The organism is Burkholderia pyrrocinia (assembly GCF_018417535.1).
GTDB classification, from domain to species: Bacteria; Pseudomonadota; Gammaproteobacteria; order Burkholderiales; family Burkholderiaceae; genus Burkholderia; species Burkholderia pyrrocinia_E.
This window is the reverse complement of the sequence record NZ_CP070978.1, coordinates 1,670,024-1,688,198: the sequence shown is the minus strand read 5'-3', so window position 1 is coordinate 1,688,198 and position 18,175 is coordinate 1,670,024. Positions and strand designations below refer to the sequence as shown.

The following is an 18,175-nucleotide window of genomic DNA, read 5'->3' as shown; positions in this document are numbered from 1 at the left end:
AATGATGAGCGCTTTTGATTGGGCGCCGCGTGTCAGGCGAGAGGCCGTCCTTGGGGTGTCCGGGGTGCTGTACATCCTCTCCCTGATGCTGCCAGCGATGTATTTCGAGAAGGAAGCGCCGCTTAGCGGGATGTCGGTTCTCGTTCAGGGCTGGTGGGGCCTGCTCATGCTCAATCCCGCATGGCTCGCCAATCCGCTCTACGTGGTTGCGATCATTCAGCTCGCCCGGAACCGATATGCCCGCGCCAGCCTGTTTTCGGCTGCGGCGCTCGCATGCGCACTGTGTTCGCTGCTCACGTCGAAGTGGTATTTCAACGAAGCAGACGCGACACCGATTTCCAGCTTCGGGATTGCGTTTTACGCGTGGTGCATCGCGCAGCTCGCATTGCTGTTGGGCAGCTTGCGCTTGCGTCGGGAAACCGCCGCTGCGCTGCCGGGCGAATGAGTTTGGGCGGGCGCGGACGCTGATTTCGACAACTTCCAACTTCCAAGTATTTCGAGAGAACCAGCATGACGGATTCCGAAAACCGTATCCGGATTCACGAAGGCAGCATCATTCTGCCGGACGGTTTCGAGGATCGCACGACCAATCTCTTTGTGCCGTCCGATACGGCCGCACAACCGAACCTCAGCGTTGCGCGCGATTGGCTCAAGGACGGAGAAACTCTGGCACCGTACATCGATCGCCAGATCGCGTTGCTCAAATCCCGGTTACAGGGGCATCGGCTGCTTTCTCGTCAAGCGGAACGACTTGGGCCTGAGACGGATGGCATGCCGGGCGAACGTATCGACGCGGCCTATCGGAGCGGCCCGAAGACGGTCTTTCAACGGCAAGCGGCATTCATCGTCGCGCCGGGGCGCGTGCTGATCTTTACCGCGTCGAGTGCAAAGAGCTTCGGCGAAACGCTCGACGCATTGTGGCGGAACTGGCTCGACGGCTACCGTCCAGCCGAACAAGAGTCGGCATAACAACAACCGCAAAGGACACTCATCGTGTACGAAGCCGCACGAGTTACTGACCCGATCGACCACACCAGTGCGCTCGCAGGTTTTCTGGTCGGGGCCGTGTTGGGCATCGCCTTGATCGCCGCAGTGGCATTCGCCACGTTCACGTGCGGATTCGGCGTGGCATTGCTGGCGGGCATGGCGGCCGGTCTCGGCGCCCAGGTGCTCCTATCGTTAGGAGAGTCGATCGGCAAGATGTTCAGCTCGCAATCCGGCAACATCGTTACCGGTTCGCCGGACGTCTACGTCAACTCCATGTCGGCGGCCTATGCGACGCTGAGCGGCGTGGCGTGCAGCAAGCACAATCCCGTCCCGCTCGTTGCGCAAGGCTCGACGAACATCTTCATCAACGGGCGGCCTGCGGCGCGCAAGGACGACAAGATTACCTGCGGCGCCACGATCGCCGATGGTTCACACGACACGTTCTTTCACGGCGGCACGCAGACGTACCTGCCGGTTGATGACGAAGTGCCGCCTTGGCTACGGACCGCGACGGAATGGGCGTTCGTGCTGGCGGGTCTGGTCGGCGGGTTGGGCGGGCTGTTGAAGCAGGCCGGTGGCTTGTCGCGCGCCGTATTGCCGTGTGCAGCGAAATTCATCGGCGGGTTCGTGCTTGGCGAAGCCTTTGGGCGCTACGTCGCCGGGCCAGCTATCAACAAGGCGATCGGCGGGATGTTCGGCAATCCGGTCGACGTCACGACCGGACGAAAGATCCTGCTGGCCGAATCGGAAACCGACTACGAGATCCCGAGCCCGATGCCGGTCGCGATCAAGCGGTTCTATTCGAGCAGCATCGACTACGCGGGGACGCTTGGTCGTGGGTGGGTGTTGCCGTGGGAGCTTCGTTTACACGCCCGCGACGGGCGCCTCTGGTACACCGACGCGCAAGGGCGCGAGAGTGGATTTCCGTTGCTGCATGCCGGACAAGCGGCGTTCAGCGAGGCCGAGCAGCGGTACCTGACCTGTACGCCGGACGGGCGCTATATCCTGCATGACCTTGGCGAGACGTATTACGACTTCGGTCGATACGAACCGGACTCCGGCCGTATCGCCTGGGTGCGCCGCATCGAGGATCAGGCGGGGCAGTGGTACCAGTTTGAGCGCGACAGCCGTGGGCGCGTCAGCGAGATTCTGACGTGCGGCGGGCTGCAAGCCGTGCTCGATTATGAGCAGGAACACGGGCGCCTTAGCACGCTCACGCTCGTTCATGGCGATGAGCGCCGGCTGGCCGTCGCTTATGGATACGACGAGAACGGCCAGCTGGCGTTGGTGACGGATGCAAATGGGGCGGTTGTGCGCCAGTTCGCGTACGCCGACGGCCTGATGGCGAGCCATACCAACGCGCTGGGCTTCACGTCGAGCTACGCATGGTCGACGATCGAAGGGCAGCCGCGCGTCGTCGCGACGCGCACCAGCGAGGGCGAGGACTGGGCGTTCGAATACGACGTCGAAGGTCGGCAGACGCGTGTTCGGCACGCCGATGGCCGCACCGCACACTGGCGCTTCGACGCGCAATTCCAGATTGTCGAGTACACCGACCTCGACGGCGGCTTTTACAGGATCAAGTACAACGACGCTGGCATGCCGGTGATGCTGATGCTGCCGGGCGAGCGCACGGCAGCGTTCGAGTACGACGACGCAGGCCGGATTGTCGCCGAGACGGATCCGCTCGGCCGCACGACCCGCACCCGTTATGACGGCAACAGCATGCGGCCCGTGGAAGTTGTCGGGGCAGACGGTGGGGCCTGGCGTGCCGAATACGATCCGCAAGGCCGGCTGCTGTCGAGTCAGGATCCGCTTGGCCGCGAGAATCGCTACGAGTATCCGAAGGGACTGACCGCGCTGCCGATCGCGCATATCGACGCGCGTGGCGGACGCAAGACGCTGGAGTGGAATCGCCTCGGGGAGTTGGTTGCCTATACGGACTGCTCGAGTAAAACCACGCGTACCAGTTTCGATGTGTTTGGGCTACCGCTAGCGCGCGAGAACGCGCTGGGGCAGCGAGTCACGTATGACGTGCGCCCGACTGGCGAGCCGCGCCGTATAACGTATCCCGACGGCAGCACGGAGACCTTCGATTACGATGCGGCCGGGCTCGTCGTGCGGCATGTCGACCTCGGCGGACGGATACAGCAGTCGCTGCGCAATGCACGCGGCCAACTCGTCGAGGCGATCAATCCTGCCGGGCGACGGACCCGCTATCGCTATGACGCCGAGGGGCGCCTGCGCGAACTCCAGCAGGACCACGCACGCTATGCGTTCACGTACAGCGCCGGCGGCCGCCTGTTGACCGAAACGAGGCCGGACGGTGTCCAGCGGCGATTCGAGTATGGAGAAGCTGGCGAATTGCTGGCTCTGGACATCGTGGGCTCGCCGGACAGTCATGCGACGGTGGATCGTCCGATCCGCACGATCCGATTCGAACGCGACCGGATGGGTAATCTGAAGGTCCAGCATACGCCGACCGAAGTTACACGTTACGAGCGTAACAAGAGTGACCAGCTGGTGAAGGTCGAGCGTACGCCGACGTCGGCTGGTATAGCACTCGGTATCGCGCCGGACATTGTGCGTTTCGAATACGACAAGGTTGGCCGCCTTGTCGCCGAGCACGGTGCGAACGGCGACGTTGAATATGAGCTTGATGAACTCGACAACGTGACATCGCTCGCGCTGCCTAACGATCAGACACTACAGATGCTGCGTTACGGCTCCGGTCACGTTCACCAGATCCGCTGCGGTGATCAGGTGGTGAGCGACTTCGAGCGTGACGATTTGCATCGCGAGATCGCGCGAACACAGGGGCGACTGACTCAGCGTTCTGCCTACGATCCACTCGGCCGGAAGGTCTGGCAGTCCGCTGGCTTTCAACCCGAGGCGCTCGGTCGAGGACGTGGCCAGTTGTGGCGTAACTACGGGTACGACGCCGCCGGCGAACTGATCGAGACCAGCGACAGCCTGCGCGGCAGCACGCAGTACAGCTACGATCCGGTCGGACAGCTGACACGTCGCGTCAACACCATGGATCGGCAGCTCGAGGAATTTGCGTGGGACGCCGCCGGCAACCTGCTCGACGACGCGCAGCGCAGGAGTCGCGGATACGTTGAAGGCAACCGCCTGCGGATGTGGCAGGACCTGCGCTTCGAGTACGATCCATTCGGCAATCTGGCGACGAAGCTTCGTGGAGCAAACCAGACGCAGCGCTTCACTTACGACGGGCAGGACCGGCTGATTGTTGTTCATACGCAGGACGTGCGTGGCGTTGCCGAAACGCACTTTGCATACGATTCGCTCGGACGACGCATTGCGAAGACCGATACCACTTTCGATGTGCGCGGCGTGAAACTGCGCAGCGAGACGAAATGGTTCGTGTGGGAGGGGCTGCGACTCGCTCAGGAAGTGCGCGAGACTGGGGTGAGCAGCTATGTGTACAGTCCGGACGCCCCTTACTCGCCTGCGGCGCGTGTCGACGCGGTAATCGCGGAGGCACTAGCGGCCGCCGCGATCGACACGGCGAAGCGCGCCGCACGGATCTATCACTTCCATACGGATCTGGTGGGGGCGCCGCTGGAAGTGACCGACGAGGCGGGCGAACTGGCGTGGACTGGACAATACACGGCGTGGGGCAAGGTCGAGCCAAGCAGTCGGCAACTGACTGCGGCGCGCACGGATCAGCCGCTGCGCTATGCTGGGCAGTATGCCGATGATAGTACGGGCCTGCACTACAACACTTTCCGGTTCTATGATCCGGATGTGGGGCGGTTCATCAACCAGGATCCGATCGGGTTGCTGGGCGGTGTCAATCTGTATCAATACGCGCCGAATTCAATCTCGTGGATCGATCCATTGGGGTGGATCAACTTAAATACCAATGATGCATCGGGAAATTTTGGGATCTATAAAATAGAAATCAATGGCGATTTGTACAAATATGGAAAAGCCGATCTTGATCGCGTTACACAGAGTTCCGGTCTTCCGACTCGTTTGCATCAACAAGTGAGAAAACTTCAAGAAATTTATGGTGATGAGAGCGTAAAGGGCACAGTTTTGGAAGAGGGTCACCCAACCACTTCCGCAGCAAAAGCCGCAGAAACAGCCAGACTTGATGAACACTTCCGGACAACTGGCGAAGTTCCAGAGGGAAACCGGAAAAGCTACAAACCAAAGAGTGGGTGTTGACAATGAAAATTAGCTTTGGGCAGATATATCCAGAGGTTGGTGTCTCCTTTGATTTCACCAACACTGTTTTGGCCGAGTTGAATGAGGGTATCAACAGCCTCGAAGGAAGCTTTGCTCACTATGTAAAACTATTTTCTGGGGATGATTTTTCTGTTGTTTTTATAATTTCTGCAACAAAAAAATCAGATATTCTTTCCGTTAAGGGGCCAACAACTCTCGCAAAAAAGAAGCGGGTGGAGTTTGTGCTTCATATTCCATACAAGCAATTTGAATCATTTTTAGATCAGATGGATTACGCCCTCAATTTTATTGAGTGTGGCGTTAAATCAACGTTTGATAGATACAATAGCGACTCAAGTGGTGTTGCGGAAATGGTTTCTAGAACAAAGGACGCGATTCGCGCAGATCCTGATAAATATATGAAATGGATAAAATGAGCGATCGTTATTCATTGGCGCGCTAGACGGTCATGTGACGGCGAATCGTCCGATCCGTAAGGTTCGCTTCGAGTACGATCCATTCGGCAATCTGGCGACGAAGCTTCGTGGAGCAAACCAGACGCAGCGCTTCACTTACGACGGGCAGGACCGGCTGATTGTTGTTCATACGCAGGACGTGCGTGGCGTTGCCGAAACGCACTTTGCATACGATTCGCTCGGACGACGCATTGCGAAGACCGATACCACTTTCGATGTGCGCGGCGTGAAACTGCGCAGCGAGACGAAACGGTTCGTGTGGGAGGGGCTGCGACTCGCTCAGGAAGTGCGCGAGACTGGGGTGAGCAGCTATGTGTACAGTCCGGAAGCACCTTACACGCCTGCGGCGCGTGTCGACGCGGTAATCGCGGAGGCACTAGCGGCCGCCGCGATCGACACGGCGAAGCGCGCCGCACGGATCTATCACTTCCATACGGATCTGGTGGGGGCGCCGCTGGAAGTGACCGACGAGGCGGGCGAACTGGCGTGGACTGGACAATACACGGCGTGGGGCAAGGTCGAGCCAAGCAGTCGGCAACTGACTGCGGCGCGCACGGACCAGCCGCTGCGCTACGCCGGGCAATATGCCGACGATAGTACGGGCCTGCACTACAACACTTTCCGGTTCTATGATCCGGATGTGGGGCGGTTCATCAACCAGGATCCGATCGGGTTGCTGGGCGGTGTCAATCTGTATCAATACGCGTCGAATCCAACCGGCTGGATGACCCGTGGGGATGGTGTGTTACACCTGCGGTCTCCCGCGGCGCTGCCGGTCAGCCTTTGCGTGCAACAGCAACAATTACCGCCAAGGATCTCGGCACCGGAACGACCACGAACGCGTCGTCTCGTGCGTGGGCAAGATTGTTGGGGTATCCGACAGACGACGCCGGCCACATTCTAGGAAAACTCCTCGGTGGCAGCGGCGGGAAAGATGGTGTATTCCCTCAGTTGCCAGGTATCAACCGCGGGTTGTTCAGGGATTTCGAGGGACGAGTCGCTGCATATGTGAAGAGAGTTGGCTCAGCTGATGTGGACATACAATTTATCTACGGTAACGGTGGGACTCGCCCAACGCAGATAATCTATGACGTATTCCAAAATGCGCAAAAAGTCATGGGCGATATTTTCAAAAAATTAAAGGTTGAATGCGATGATCGATAATTTTGAGGAAGCACGAAGTGCATTGCGATCGTTTGTGTTGGAAATGAAGCAATGGGAAAGGAATTTTTATCGGCAGAAGCGTGGTGATTTGGAAGGTGGGCTCGATGTAACGGCAATTGATGATCGCGCACGGGAGGATCTTTCTGGCATTTTGGAGAAATGGGCCTTCCAAGATAAAACAAATCGAGGTCGTTTAATTGATCTGGGTTGCTCGGATCCGCCAACGTATGACCCTGAGACTGACGTTGAGGATAATGTGGAGGAAAACGGCGATGAGCTCATTTTTACCATCCATCAGACGGTAGGTTTGTTGACATTATTTCGATTCACCATGAAAAACAAGGATGGTGAATGGAAAATCAAGAAAAAGGAATTTTTTAATTATAAAGATAAATGGCAGCGTTCAGTGCTGTAACTATGCTGCGTGATCTCGTTGCCAAGGTCGAGCGTTGTGAGAATCGGCGCATCTCTTCATGTGCGTGAGATTTGGATGGGCAACTCCCTGTCCGGTTTCGTGGCGATTTAATCACGTATGGTGCTGCGGTATATTAGAATCAACCGTCGTGTTGAGGATGGTAATGTGCCAGTTTTGTACGGAGTAAAGCCTGCAGAGCCGTTGTTCGCTAAATTGGAATCGCGGATTGGATTCGGTATTCCCGCGGAATGTGCGAATTTATTGAGAAAGTGGAATGGCTTGTTTATCAGTGGTGCTGATTATCTGGATCTCGACTTTTCGGGTGTCGATAATGGGATGATTTCTTTTGCGTCGTTATTTGGGCTTGATGCGAGTGGCGGTAACTTTGATTTAATCGAGCAAAATGAACGAGGCAGAGATGAGGTTGGATTCCTGAATGAGTTCTTTGTGATCGGAGATGATCCGGGGGGCAATTACTACGCACTTGCGAAGTTCGATGATGTTCACAAAGTTCTTTATTGGGATAGAACGCATCTGCATGCGAACGACACTGCCAAGCCGGATATCGCGGAGGTGGCCGAATGTGGCAACCTTTACTATGTAGCAGATGGATTCTCGGTATTTCTGGATATGATCGTCGCTGGAACAAAGCACATGCAGTTCGTCCCCCTCGATGACTGGCCCGGCTAAGAGACGAATGTCACGGCTGATTTGGCAGTGCCATAGTTGCAGTTGGGTATACGAGAGCAATCACGCGGAGCTGCAACGTTGTCGGTCGATCAGCTGAAACGAATGCGCCAGGCACTTCGCCCATATGGACTGAAGTTGCTGGAGCCAGAATGGAAGGGTTGGCACGCGCAGTATCGATTTCGATGTCGTGAGGGACACGAATCGAGCCGATGCGGCTCCTATCTGTTCTATACGATGGTCCAGTGCCCAGCGTGTCGCGATAACGAGGCTCTTCGTCAGATCCGTCAACTCGCGCACCATGCCGGCGGGCGCTGTCTCTCGGAACTTTATGCTGGCCGCGGCGCACCCCTCCAGTTCGTATGCAGGGCAGGTCACGTTTTCGCGAAGACTGCCGAGAATTTGCGAAAGGGCTCTTGGTGCGTGCTTTGCGCGAGGGCGCAACATTCGAAACGCATGGCGGATCCGGATGGGATGACGCGCATGCGAGCCGCTGCGAGAACGAGAGGCGGTAAGTGCTTGTCGACGAGCTACACGAAATTGACGGAGCGGTATCGTTTCCGATGCGCAGCAGGGCACGAATGGGAAACCGCCGGTACCGAGGTCGTGCGTGGCGCCTGGTGTCGCATTTGCTCGGATGAAGAGAAGGTCCGCGCATATCGTTACAAGGACGGGTTGTCGCGGTTACGTCAACGAGCAATGAGCCATGGTGGCGTTTGTCTTTCGAAGGTCTACGAGGGCAGCAAGGCCTACTATCGGTTCCGGTGTGGCGCGGGCCACGAGTGGGAAACGCTCGGCGCGAGAATTTTTCGTGGAGCTTGGTGCCCGGAGTGTCAGCGTGAGGCGATGCGGTTTGGGATCGCACGCATGCACCAGCTGGCGACTGAGCTTGGCGGTTGTTGCTTATCCGATACATACCGAAACACGGCGACGCGACTGAAATGGGAGTGCGAACACGGCCATCGCTGGGAGGCTGCTTCAGGAGCAATTGTTCGGGGGCATTGGTGCCCTGTATGCAGCCGCGACGCGGTCAAGCTTGGGCTTGAGCTGATGAACAGCATCGCGGTCGAGCGCGGTGGGAAGTGTGTCTCGGCGACCTATGTGAACAGCGCAACCAGACTCGAGTGGGAATGTGCCCAGGGCCATCGATGGTTTGCCACGCCGAATACGATTCGACGTGGCCACTGGTGTGCTCGGTGTTATTTCATCAGCATCACGACAACCGAAAAGACGCGCCGCAAGCGGAGACATGAAGCGGTCCGGAAATGAGTCTCGATAAGGGGGAAACCTTCCTTTTCGTGCATGTAAAATCTGGCGCTTCAACCTGGAACCTCTCCGCATTTTTGTGGGCGAGGCGGTTGAACAACTTGTTATCCGCGCACCTGCATAAATCGCTCGCCAAACAGAATGGCAAACTGGTTCATGGCCGATTTCCAGTCGAAAGTGGTGGGTACCGTCTTGGCTCGCACGCGGCCCCGGCGCGAGTGGGGCAGGCGGCCATCCGACGATGCAACGCGAGGGCGCTTGACCGTGATCGATTCCCCGATGACCACGCGGCAACCCGGCTGGTTGCGCATCGCACCCGCACTGTTCCTGCTGCTGTGGGCAAGCGGCTTCGTGTTCCTGAAGCTCGGCTTGCGCTATGCCGATCCGCTCACGTTCCTCGCGCTGCGCTATGCGTGCGTCGTCGCGTTGCTCGCCGGCCTGTTGCTGTGGCTGCGCCCCGCGTTGCCGCGCACGCGGCGCGAATGGCGCAACCTCGTCGTCGTCGGCCTGTTTCTGCAGGCCGGCTATTTCGCGTTTACGTACCTGAGCCTGAAGCGCGGCATGTCGGCCGGCGCCGTCGCGCTCGTCACGTCGCAGCAGCCGATTCTCGTCGGGTTGCTCGCACCGATGATCGCCGGCGAGCGCGTCGGCGTGCTGCGCTGGATCGGGCTCGCGCTTGGCGCTGCGGGCGCGGTGCTCGTGATCCTCGCACGCTCGTCGGTCGACGTTGCGTCACCGTGGGCGCTGGCGTTCGCGCTGCTCGCGCTCGCGTGCATCACCGGCGGCACGCTGTGGGAAAAGCGCTTCGGCACCGACGTTCATCCGGTCACCGCGAACCTCGTGCAATACGCGGTCGGCCTTGCCGTCACGGCACCGCTCGCGTTCGCGCTCGAACCGATGCACGTGCATTGGACCGCCGGCCTCGCGGGTTCGCTCGCGTACCTCGTGATCTGCAATTCGCTGATCGCGATCTCGCTGCTGCTCGCGATGGTGCGATACGGCGAAGCGTCACGCGTGTCGGCGCTGTTCTTCCTGATTCCGCCCGCGACCGCGCTGATCGCGTTGGTGGCGCTCGGCGAGACGATTGGCATGCTCGCATGGCCCGGCATGGCGCTCGCGGCGGCCGGCTTGTTTCTCGTGATGCGTTACTGAAGCGCGCACCGCATCCGGGCGGAGCGGCTGAACGACGCGAGTGCCGGCGACCGTACGCGTTTTTCCGGCCCGATGCACAATCGTCCGGAACGCGCATGCGCCGCGTGGCTGCGTACGCATCGCGACTTCTTCGATTCCTTCCACAAAGGCACGAATCATGTCATCCCGCACCTATCTCGTCACGGGCGCATCGCGCGGCATCGGCTTCGCGGTCAGCACACTTCTGGCGCAGCGCGGCCATCGCGTCATCGGCCTCGCGCGGCACACGCAGGACATCGACTTCCCCGGCGAATTGCTCGCATGCGATCTCGCCGACATCGAACAGACGGCGGCAATCCTTGCATGCATCGGCGAGCAATACGACGTCGACGGCATCGTCAACAACGCGGGCATCGCGTTGCCGCAGCCGCTCGGGAAGATCGATTTCCGGTCGCTGCAGGCCGTGTTCGATCTCAACGTGCGGGCCGCGATCCAGGTCACGCAGCATTTTGCGGACGCGATGAAGGCGCGCGGTCACGGGCGCATCGTCAACATCTGCAGCCGCGCGATTTTCGGCAGCCTCGATCGCACCGCGTACTCGGCCGCGAAGAGCGCGCTCGTCGGCTGTACGCGCACGTGGGCGCTCGAACTCGCCGAGCATGGCGTGACCGTCAACGCGGTTGCGCCGGGCCCGATCGAGACGGAACTGTTTCGCCAGACGCGGCCGGTCGGCAGCGAAGCCGAACGCAAGGTGCTCGCGACGATTCCCGCGCGCCGGCTCGGCACGCCCGACGACGTGGCGGCCGCGATCGCGTTCTTCCTGTCCGACGAAGCCGGTTTTGTCACGGGGCAGGTGCTGGCCGTGGACGGCGGCGGCAGCCTCGGCGGGCGGAGCTGACGCATCGCGGCGCGGGTCGCGCCAATCGGCCTGCATCGGGCCCGCATCGCATATTCCCGCGCTCCGTTAGCATGTGACGAATCCGACTTTGGGCGCCGCGCGCGCGACGCTAAGATCGCCGATCCCGTAGATCGAGCGTTCGACAAAATGAAAAAGTCCGCGTCGCCGTTGCATGCTTTCCGTTTCCGTGTCGTCTGCGCCGCGATCGCCGGCGCGCTGTCGCTCGCATCGTGCGGCGGCGTCGACAGCGATACGCCGCCTCCGCAGGCCGACACGACACCGCCGCAGGCCGCAAAACGCCCGAACATCCTGTACATCATGGTCGACGATCTCGGCTATTCCGACATCCATGCATTCGGCGGCGAGATCAACACGCCGAACCTCGACGCGCTCGTCGCGTCGGGCCGCATCCTGTCGAATCATCACACGGGCACCGTCTGCGCGATCACGCGCGCGATGCTGGTGTCCGGCACCGATCACCATCTCGTCGGCGAAGGCACGATGGGCGTGCCGACCGACGAGCGGCGCGGGCTGCCCGGCTACGAGGGCTACCTGAACGATCGCGCGCTGTCGTTCGCGCAACTGCTGAAGGACGCCGGCTATCACACGTATATCGCGGGCAAGTGGCACATCGGCTCGGGGATCGTCGGCAGTGCGACGGGCAGCGGACAGACGCCCGACCAGTGGGGTTTCGAGCGCAGCTACGTGCTGCTCGGCGGCGCGGCGACCAACCACTTCGCGCACGAGCCGGCCGGCTCGTCGAACTACACGGAAGACGGCCGTTACGTGCAGCCTGGCCAGCCCGGGCAGCCGGGCGGCGCGGGCGGCAGCCCGGCCGTGTTCTATTCGACGGATTTCTATACGCAGAAGCTGATCTCGTACATCGATTCGAACCAGCGCGACGGCAAGCCGTTCTTCGCGTATGCGGCATACACGTCGCCGCACTGGCCGCTGCAGGTGCCCGATCCGTGGCTGCACAAGTACGCGGGCGTGTATGACGCCGGCTACGACGCGATCCGCAATGCGCGGATCGCGCGGCAGAAAGCGCTCGGCCTGATTCCCGCCGACTTCAAGCCGTTCGACGGCCTGCCTGAAACGACGGCGGCGTCGCCCGCGACCGCGAACAACGGCACCGCGAGCGCGAAATACATCAGTGCGGTGCATTCGGCCGCGGACGGCTACAACGACTACGGCCCCGGCAAGGTCGACAAGCTGTGGTCGAGCCTGTCGCCGGCCGAGCGCAAGGCGCAGGCGCGCTACATGGAGATCTACGCAGGGATGGTCGAGAACCTCGACTACAACGTCGGCCTGCTGATCCAGCACCTGAAGGACATCGGCGAATACGACAACACGTTCATCATGTTCCAGTCGGACAACGGCGCGGAAGGCTGGCCGATCGATTCCGGCGCGGACCCGACGGCGACCGATACCGCGAACGGGCAGGAGCCGACCTATTCGGCGCTCGGCACCGACAACGGCAAGCAGAACGCGCAGCGCCTGCAGTACGGGCTGCGCTGGGCCGAAGTGAGTGCGTCGCCGTTCCGGCTCACGAAGGGTTATTCGGCCGAAGGCGGTGTGTCGACGCCGACGATCGTGCGCCTGCCGGGCCAGTCGCAGCAGTTGCCGACGCTGCGCGCGTTCACGCACGTGACCGATAACACGGCGACGTTCCTCGCGGTCGCGGGCGTCACGCCGCCGTTGCAGCCGGCGCCGCCGCTCGTCAACACGCTGACGGGCGTCGACCAGAACAAGGGCAAGGTGATCTACAACAACCGCTACGTATATCCGGTCACGGGCCAGTCGCTGTTGCCGGTGCTCACCGGGACGGCGACGGGCGAGGTGCACACGGCGCCGTTCGGCGATGAAGCCTACGGTCGCGCGTACCTGCGCAGTGGCGATGGCCGCTGGAAGGCGTTGTGGACGGAGCCGCCGCTCGGGCCGCTCGACGGGCACTGGCAGTTGTACGACCTCGCGTCGGATCGCGGCGAGACGACCGACGTGTCGGCGCAGAACCCGTCGGTGATCGGCACGCTCGTCGACCAGTGGAAGGCCTACATGAGCAACGTTGGCGGCGTCGAGCCGCTGCGTCCGCGCGGTTATTACTGAGCGCCCCAGACCTGTCGTTTCGCTCCAGGTCCCCCCGACGGGGCATCCCCCAAGGGAGCTTCCTTCAGGGCGTCCCCCAAGGGGACTTCCTCCGGGGCGAACAACCTGGGGCGGCAAGGCGTTTTCTTGAAAGGATGACACGATGCGGTTCCGGTTCTGGACGATCGGCGCGGCGCTCGCCGCCACGCTGTTCGCCGCCGCGTTCGCGGCCGGTTATGCGAATCCGGCGGCACCGGCTGGCGGTGCTTTCGACGACGCGAATCGCGGCCGCGCGCTCGCGCCGCTCGGTTCGGAACGGCAGTGCGAGCGCTACTCGGGGCTGCCTGCAAAGTGGCGCGACGACCCGAAGGCCGGGATGGTGCACTTGCGCGGCGGCGCGTTCGTGTTCGGCAGCACGCGTGGTTATGCGGACGAGCGTCCGGTCGGCGACGGCCGCACGCGTGTCGGCGGCTTCTGGGTCGACCAGACCGACGTGACGATCGCGCAGTTCGCCGCGTTCGTGCAGGCGACCGGCTATGTGACCGAAGCCGAGCAGCAGGGCGGCGCGGCGGTGTTCCATGTACCGACGCGCGACGAGATGAATGCGCGCGACCTCGCGTGGTGGTCGTGGGTGAAGGGTGCGTCGTGGCGCCATCCGCGCGGCCCCGGCAGCGGCGTCGACGGGCTCGGCAACCTGCCCGTCACGCTCGTCACGCAGCGCGATGCGCTGGCCTATGCGCGCTGGCTTGGCCGCGATCTGCCGACCGAGGCCGAATGGGAATACGCGGGCAAGGCCGGCCGCGACGACGCGTCGCTCGACGCCGCGCCGCTCGACGCGCAGGGCAAGCCGGCCGCGAACTACTGGCAAGGTGCGTTCCCGGTGCTCGATACGGCCGAAGACGGTCACGCGGACCTCGCGCCGGTCGGTTGCTATGCGGCGAACGGCTTCCGCCTCTACGACATGATCGGCAACGCATGGGAATGGACGAAGGACACATACACGGGCCCGCACCAGTCGCACACGAACGGCGACACGGCGGCCGTTGCGCCGCCGACGCGCCGGCACGATACGCCGATGGTCATCAAGGGCGGCTCGTTCCTGTGCTCGCGCGACTACTGCGTGCGTTATCGCGCGTCGTCGCGCGAACAGCAGGAGGCCGATCTCGGCGCATCGCACATCGGCTTTCGTACGATCTTGAGGGATGCTTCATGAGGAAGGGCATCGTGCGATTCGTTTCCGTGTGGCTGCTGGCCGCGTGCGGTGTCGTGCATCAGGGATCGGCCGTTGCGGCCGAATCCGCGGCCCCGGCCGTGCGCGTCGGCGTGACGCGCGGCGTGCATGCGCAGATCCTGGACGAAGTGAAACGGGTTGCGGCTGCGCGAGGGCTAGGCGTCGACGTCGTCGAATTCGATGATGCGTCGCGCATCGACGCGGCGCTCGCCGACGGCCGGATCGACGCGGCCAGCTTCGAGGATGCGCAGCAGCTTGCCGCGACGCGCGCGCAGAAACGTTATGCGCTGGCCGAAGTCGCGCCGACCGTCACGCTGCCGATGGCGCTCTATTCGCGCAAGCTGAAAAACCTGAACGAACTGCAACCCGGCGCGACGGTCGCGATTCCCGCCGATCCGCGCGGGATGGCGCGCGCGCTCGTGCTGTTGCAGAACGACACGCTGGTGACGCTGCGCGAGCAGGCGGGCCTGCATGCGACGCTGCGCGATGTGACCGGCAACCGGCTCGGGCTGAAGCTCGTCGCGCTGCGTCGCAATCGTCTTTACGCCGCGCTCGACACGGCCGCGTTCGTCGCGATCGACAGCGACGATGCCGCCCGCGTCGGGCTGCAGCCCGCGCGCGACAGCATCGGCATCGAGGATGCGCGTTCGCCGTATGCGAACGTGCTGACGGTGCGCAACGCCGATCGCGCGAAACCGTGGGTCGCGCAACTCGTCGCCGCGTATCACTCGGACGACGTCGCGCGCTTCATCTTCACGCGTTACCAGGACTCGGTGCGGCGGCCGTGGTAGACACGTACCTGCTCGCGTGCAACGCATGCGGACGCTGCTGCAACAGCGCGCCGACGCTGTCGTTGCGCGAATTGTTCAGGCATCGGCACCGCTTCGTCGGCGCACTGACGATCCGTCGCGTGCCGAAGCCGCGAATCGGCGAACGCTGGCGTGCGGGCGGGCGCGAGCATGCGCTCGACGCGGACGATGTTGCGGATTCCGATGCGCTGGCGGAACGGTTGTTCCATCGTATCGGCGGCGCGAATGGCGAATGGGTCGCACTGACGCTGCAGGGTTACGACTATCCGTCGCTCGGCCGTTGCACGGCGCTCGCCGACGACGGCCGCTGCAGCGTGCATGCGGAGAAGCCGGCGATCTGCGGCGCGGTGCCGCTCGATCCGATGCTGCCGGACCGGTTGCAGTCGCGCGTGCTCGCCGCACGGCGCGACGAGGCGGGATGGCTTGGCGCGAATTGCATTGTCGAGGCGGGTGACGAACGGCCTGCCGTCGAACCCGCGTTTCCGATTCCACTGGTGACGGCCGGGCAAGTCGCGGATCGCGCAGCGCTCGACACGTATCGTGATGCGCTCGCGTTCGAGCGCGCGGTGTGGCGCGATGCCGTGTTCGCGTCGCTGATCGGTGGCGGGCAGGACGTGCGTCACGCATTGACGCGGCTCGCGCCGGGCGGCTACCTGACCGTGTCGATCGTGCCCGTCCTGCTGGCTGTCGCGCAGGTTTCCGCGCATTGCCGCGCGCTGTGCATCGACTTCATCGACGCCCAGCTCGCGTTGATCGGCGCGAACGTCGAAGCGGCGCTCGCGCGCCGGCGTGTCGACGACCGGCCCGCGACGCGCGAGTTGCGCGGCTTCGCGCAGGCGCTCGAACGTGCGCGGCACGCGCTTGCGGCGATGCCGGCGCGCGCGGCCGGAACGCATGAAGACGCGTCGCACATCGACGCATGGCTCGACGCCAGTCCGCACGCCGCATAACGATCGCGGCACGCCGCGCGTGCCTTACACTTGGCGCTCTTTCAATCGTTTACGACGGAGCGGGCATGTACGCGTCGACCTTCATTTTTCGTGCCGGACAATACGACGACGAATTTCACCGGCTCGACCGGCAGATCGCCGACATGGCGCGCGCGACGCCCGGCTATCTCGGCGAGGAGACGTGGGAGAACGCCGAAGCGGGGCTGATCCAGAACGTCTACTACTGGGAATCGGAGGCGGCATTGCAGCAATTGATGCAGCATCCGGCCCATCTCGAAGCCAAGGCGAAACAGGCGCGCTGGCTGGACGGTTATCGCGTCGTGATCTCGAAGGTGCTCCGCGAGTACGGCGACGGCAAGCTGACGCAGCCGCACGCGGGGCAATCCGCGTGACTGGCTGTCTGATTCATTTCTTTTTGATTGCGGATAAATAACAAGAGGCCGCGCCGGGCGGCCCACCTTGGTATGCGGGTTTCGGCGGCATCGCGTGCATTCAATTCTTCATCAAGCATGGCTAAGGTGGCGGAGCTTCACGTCGTCAGTTCGTCCACAAAGGAGGCGCGGCCACGTGGTTCGGCGGCCGTGCCTTCGAACGTCATCGCGGCGCGCGTTCAGTCGGTGCGTTGCGTTTCGCCGTCTTTCGGCGCCGCTTGCGCCGCGCGTTCCCAGATCGGGAACGTCGCGTTCTGGACCGACGTCTGCGCGTCGATGACCTTGCGGTGATCGATGGCGGGCAGGTCGAGCAGCCGGTCGACTGCCGCCTTCGCGCCTTCGGCGTCCTGCGGGAACCCGCACGCGAACTGCTTGCTCGTATCGAACAGGATCCACCAGACGTCCGACACGAACGGCGCCTGATCGTTGGTTTCGATCAGGATCGCACCGAGGTCGGACAGCGCGATTCCGCGCCGGATGCGCAACCTCGCAACACCCCGCACCGCGTCAAAGCGCCTCAACCAGCCGCCGCGTACTCTTCTCGCAATACTCATGACACGCGGCCCGCGCGGCGATCGCCGCGCCGTGCACGAACCGCGGCGCATCCGCGCGCCGCGACATCGACACGACGATCGACGGCGGCGACGGCTGCAGCGGCAGCTCGACAACCTCGCCGCTCTCGATCAGCGCATCGACGAACAGCACCGGAATCGCGGCGACGCCGAAGCCGTCGCGCACGAGCTGTACGATCACCGAGATCGACGGCGATCCGGTAATGCGCGTGTCCGACAACGGCACGCCGTGCGCGTGCGCAAGCGTGCGGACGATGTCCTCCAGCGCACGGTGGGGCGCGGTGCCGCGCCCGTAGGTGAGGATCGGCTGGCGCAGTACCTGCCGCGCGAGGCCCGTGCGCGCGTTCGGCAGCAGCCCCGCGCGCGCGATCCAGCGCACCGGATAGTTCGCGAGCGCGTCGCAGACGACCGACGCCTCGTCGCTGCCCTCGACGCGGATGATCAGGTCGAGTTCGCCGGCCATCAGCCGGCGCTGCAGCACGACGCTCACATCGACGGTCAGGTCGATCTCGAGCTGCGGATAGTCGGCGGCGAGGCGGCGCATATAGTGCGGCAGCCAGCTATGCACGACGGTCTCGATCACGCCGAGCCGCAGTTTGCCGCGCAGTGCGCTTTCGCCGGACGCGGCGGCCTGCAGCTCCTGCGTCGCCTCGACGACGGCTTTCGCATAACCGAGCAGGTACTCGCCGTTCGGCGTGAGCCGGAATTCGCGGCTGTCGCGGTCGACGAGTACCGTCTGCAATTCGTCCTCGAGCGCCTTCAGGCGCTGCGAGATCGCCGCCGGCGTCGCGTGCAGCGCGGCGGCCGTCGTGCGGAAGTTGCGCAGCTTCGCGAGCGTGACGAAGGTTTCGAGAAAACGCGTGTTCATGGCGGTCGGAC

Annotated in this window: 14 protein-coding genes and 2 pseudogenes; 14 read left to right on the top strand and 2 right to left on the bottom strand. The window is 62.6% G+C overall.

Translation table 11 applies throughout. From position 1 onward, the window contains the following. Position 1 precedes the first annotated feature (1 nt). From JYG32_RS25630 to JYG32_RS25565, 14 genes and pseudogenes are all read left to right on the top strand, one after another. Positions 2-445: a hypothetical protein gene (locus JYG32_RS25630; RefSeq protein WP_213265469.1), complete on the top strand. Its 444-nt coding sequence runs from the start codon at positions 2-4 to the stop codon at positions 443-445. 65 nt (positions 446-510) lie between these two features. After that, positions 511-969, top strand: coding sequence for a DcrB-related protein (locus JYG32_RS25625; protein ID WP_213265468.1), 459 nt, complete (start codon positions 511-513; stop codon positions 967-969). Between the two features lie 24 nt (positions 970-993). Further along, a pseudogene (locus tag JYG32_RS25620) lies at positions 994-4,854 on the top strand (RHS repeat-associated core domain-containing protein); the annotation flags it as partial. Positions 4,855-5,183: 329 nt separating this feature from the next. Next, positions 5,184-5,618, top strand: coding sequence for a hypothetical protein (locus tag JYG32_RS25615; RefSeq protein ID WP_249744642.1), 435 nt, complete (start codon positions 5,184-5,186; stop codon positions 5,616-5,618). A 61-nt stretch (positions 5,619-5,679) separates the two neighbouring features. Then, positions 5,680-6,821: pseudogene (locus tag JYG32_RS39495) on the top strand (RHS repeat-associated core domain-containing protein); the annotation flags it as partial. Continuing rightward, the gene (locus JYG32_RS25605) at positions 6,811-7,236 is read left to right on the top strand and encodes an NTF2 fold immunity protein (RefSeq protein WP_213265465.1); all 426 of its coding nucleotides are present in this window, start codon (positions 6,811-6,813) and stop codon (positions 7,234-7,236) included. The pseudogene JYG32_RS39495 and the gene JYG32_RS25605, both read left to right, overlap by 11 nt. Positions 7,237-7,401: 165 nt before the next feature. Beyond that, positions 7,402-7,926 (top strand): SMI1/KNR4 family protein, encoded by a 525-nt coding sequence (locus JYG32_RS25600; protein WP_213265464.1) that lies wholly within the window; start codon positions 7,402-7,404, stop codon positions 7,924-7,926. A 1,542-nt stretch (positions 7,927-9,468) separates the two neighbouring features. After that, positions 9,469-10,341, top strand: coding sequence for a DMT family transporter (locus tag JYG32_RS25595; protein ID WP_213265463.1), 873 nt, complete (start codon positions 9,469-9,471; stop codon positions 10,339-10,341). A gap of 157 nt (positions 10,342-10,498) precedes the next feature. Beyond that, positions 10,499-11,218 (top strand): SDR family oxidoreductase, encoded by a 720-nt coding sequence (locus tag JYG32_RS25590; RefSeq protein WP_213265462.1) that lies wholly within the window; start codon positions 10,499-10,501, stop codon positions 11,216-11,218. Between the two features lie 147 nt (positions 11,219-11,365). Further along, on the top strand, positions 11,366-13,324 hold the full coding sequence (locus tag JYG32_RS25585) for an arylsulfatase (protein WP_213265461.1): 1,959 nt from the start codon (positions 11,366-11,368) through the stop codon (positions 13,322-13,324). A 142-nt stretch (positions 13,325-13,466) separates the two neighbouring features. Continuing rightward, positions 13,467-14,516, top strand: a complete 1,050-nt coding sequence (locus JYG32_RS25580; RefSeq protein ID WP_213265460.1) for a formylglycine-generating enzyme family protein — start codon at positions 13,467-13,469, stop codon at positions 14,514-14,516. Further along, positions 14,513-15,325, top strand: coding sequence for a MetQ/NlpA family lipoprotein (locus JYG32_RS25575; RefSeq protein ID WP_213265459.1), 813 nt, complete (start codon positions 14,513-14,515; stop codon positions 15,323-15,325). Before JYG32_RS25580 ends, JYG32_RS25575 begins: the two co-directional genes overlap by 4 nt. Continuing rightward, positions 15,319-16,293, top strand: a complete 975-nt coding sequence (locus JYG32_RS25570; protein WP_213265458.1) for a YkgJ family cysteine cluster protein — start codon at positions 15,319-15,321, stop codon at positions 16,291-16,293. Before JYG32_RS25575 ends, JYG32_RS25570 begins: the two co-directional genes overlap by 7 nt. 65 nt (positions 16,294-16,358) lie before the next feature. After that, positions 16,359-16,685, top strand: coding sequence for an antibiotic biosynthesis monooxygenase family protein (locus JYG32_RS25565; RefSeq protein WP_034182033.1), 327 nt, complete (start codon positions 16,359-16,361; stop codon positions 16,683-16,685). A 218-nt stretch (positions 16,686-16,903) separates the two neighbouring features. On the opposite strand, the gene JYG32_RS25560 is transcribed toward JYG32_RS25565, so the two are convergent. Both JYG32_RS25560 and JYG32_RS25555 read right to left on the bottom strand, forming a co-directional pair. Further along, entirely contained in the window at positions 16,904-17,209 is a 306-nt protein-coding gene (locus JYG32_RS25560) for a hypothetical protein (protein WP_249744640.1), read from the bottom strand. Between the two features lie 22 nt (positions 17,210-17,231). Beyond that, the gene (locus tag JYG32_RS25555) at positions 17,232-18,164 is read right to left on the bottom strand and encodes a LysR family transcriptional regulator (protein ID WP_213265457.1); all 933 of its coding nucleotides are present in this window, start codon (positions 18,162-18,164) and stop codon (positions 17,232-17,234) included. Positions 18,165-18,175 lie beyond the last annotated feature (11 nt).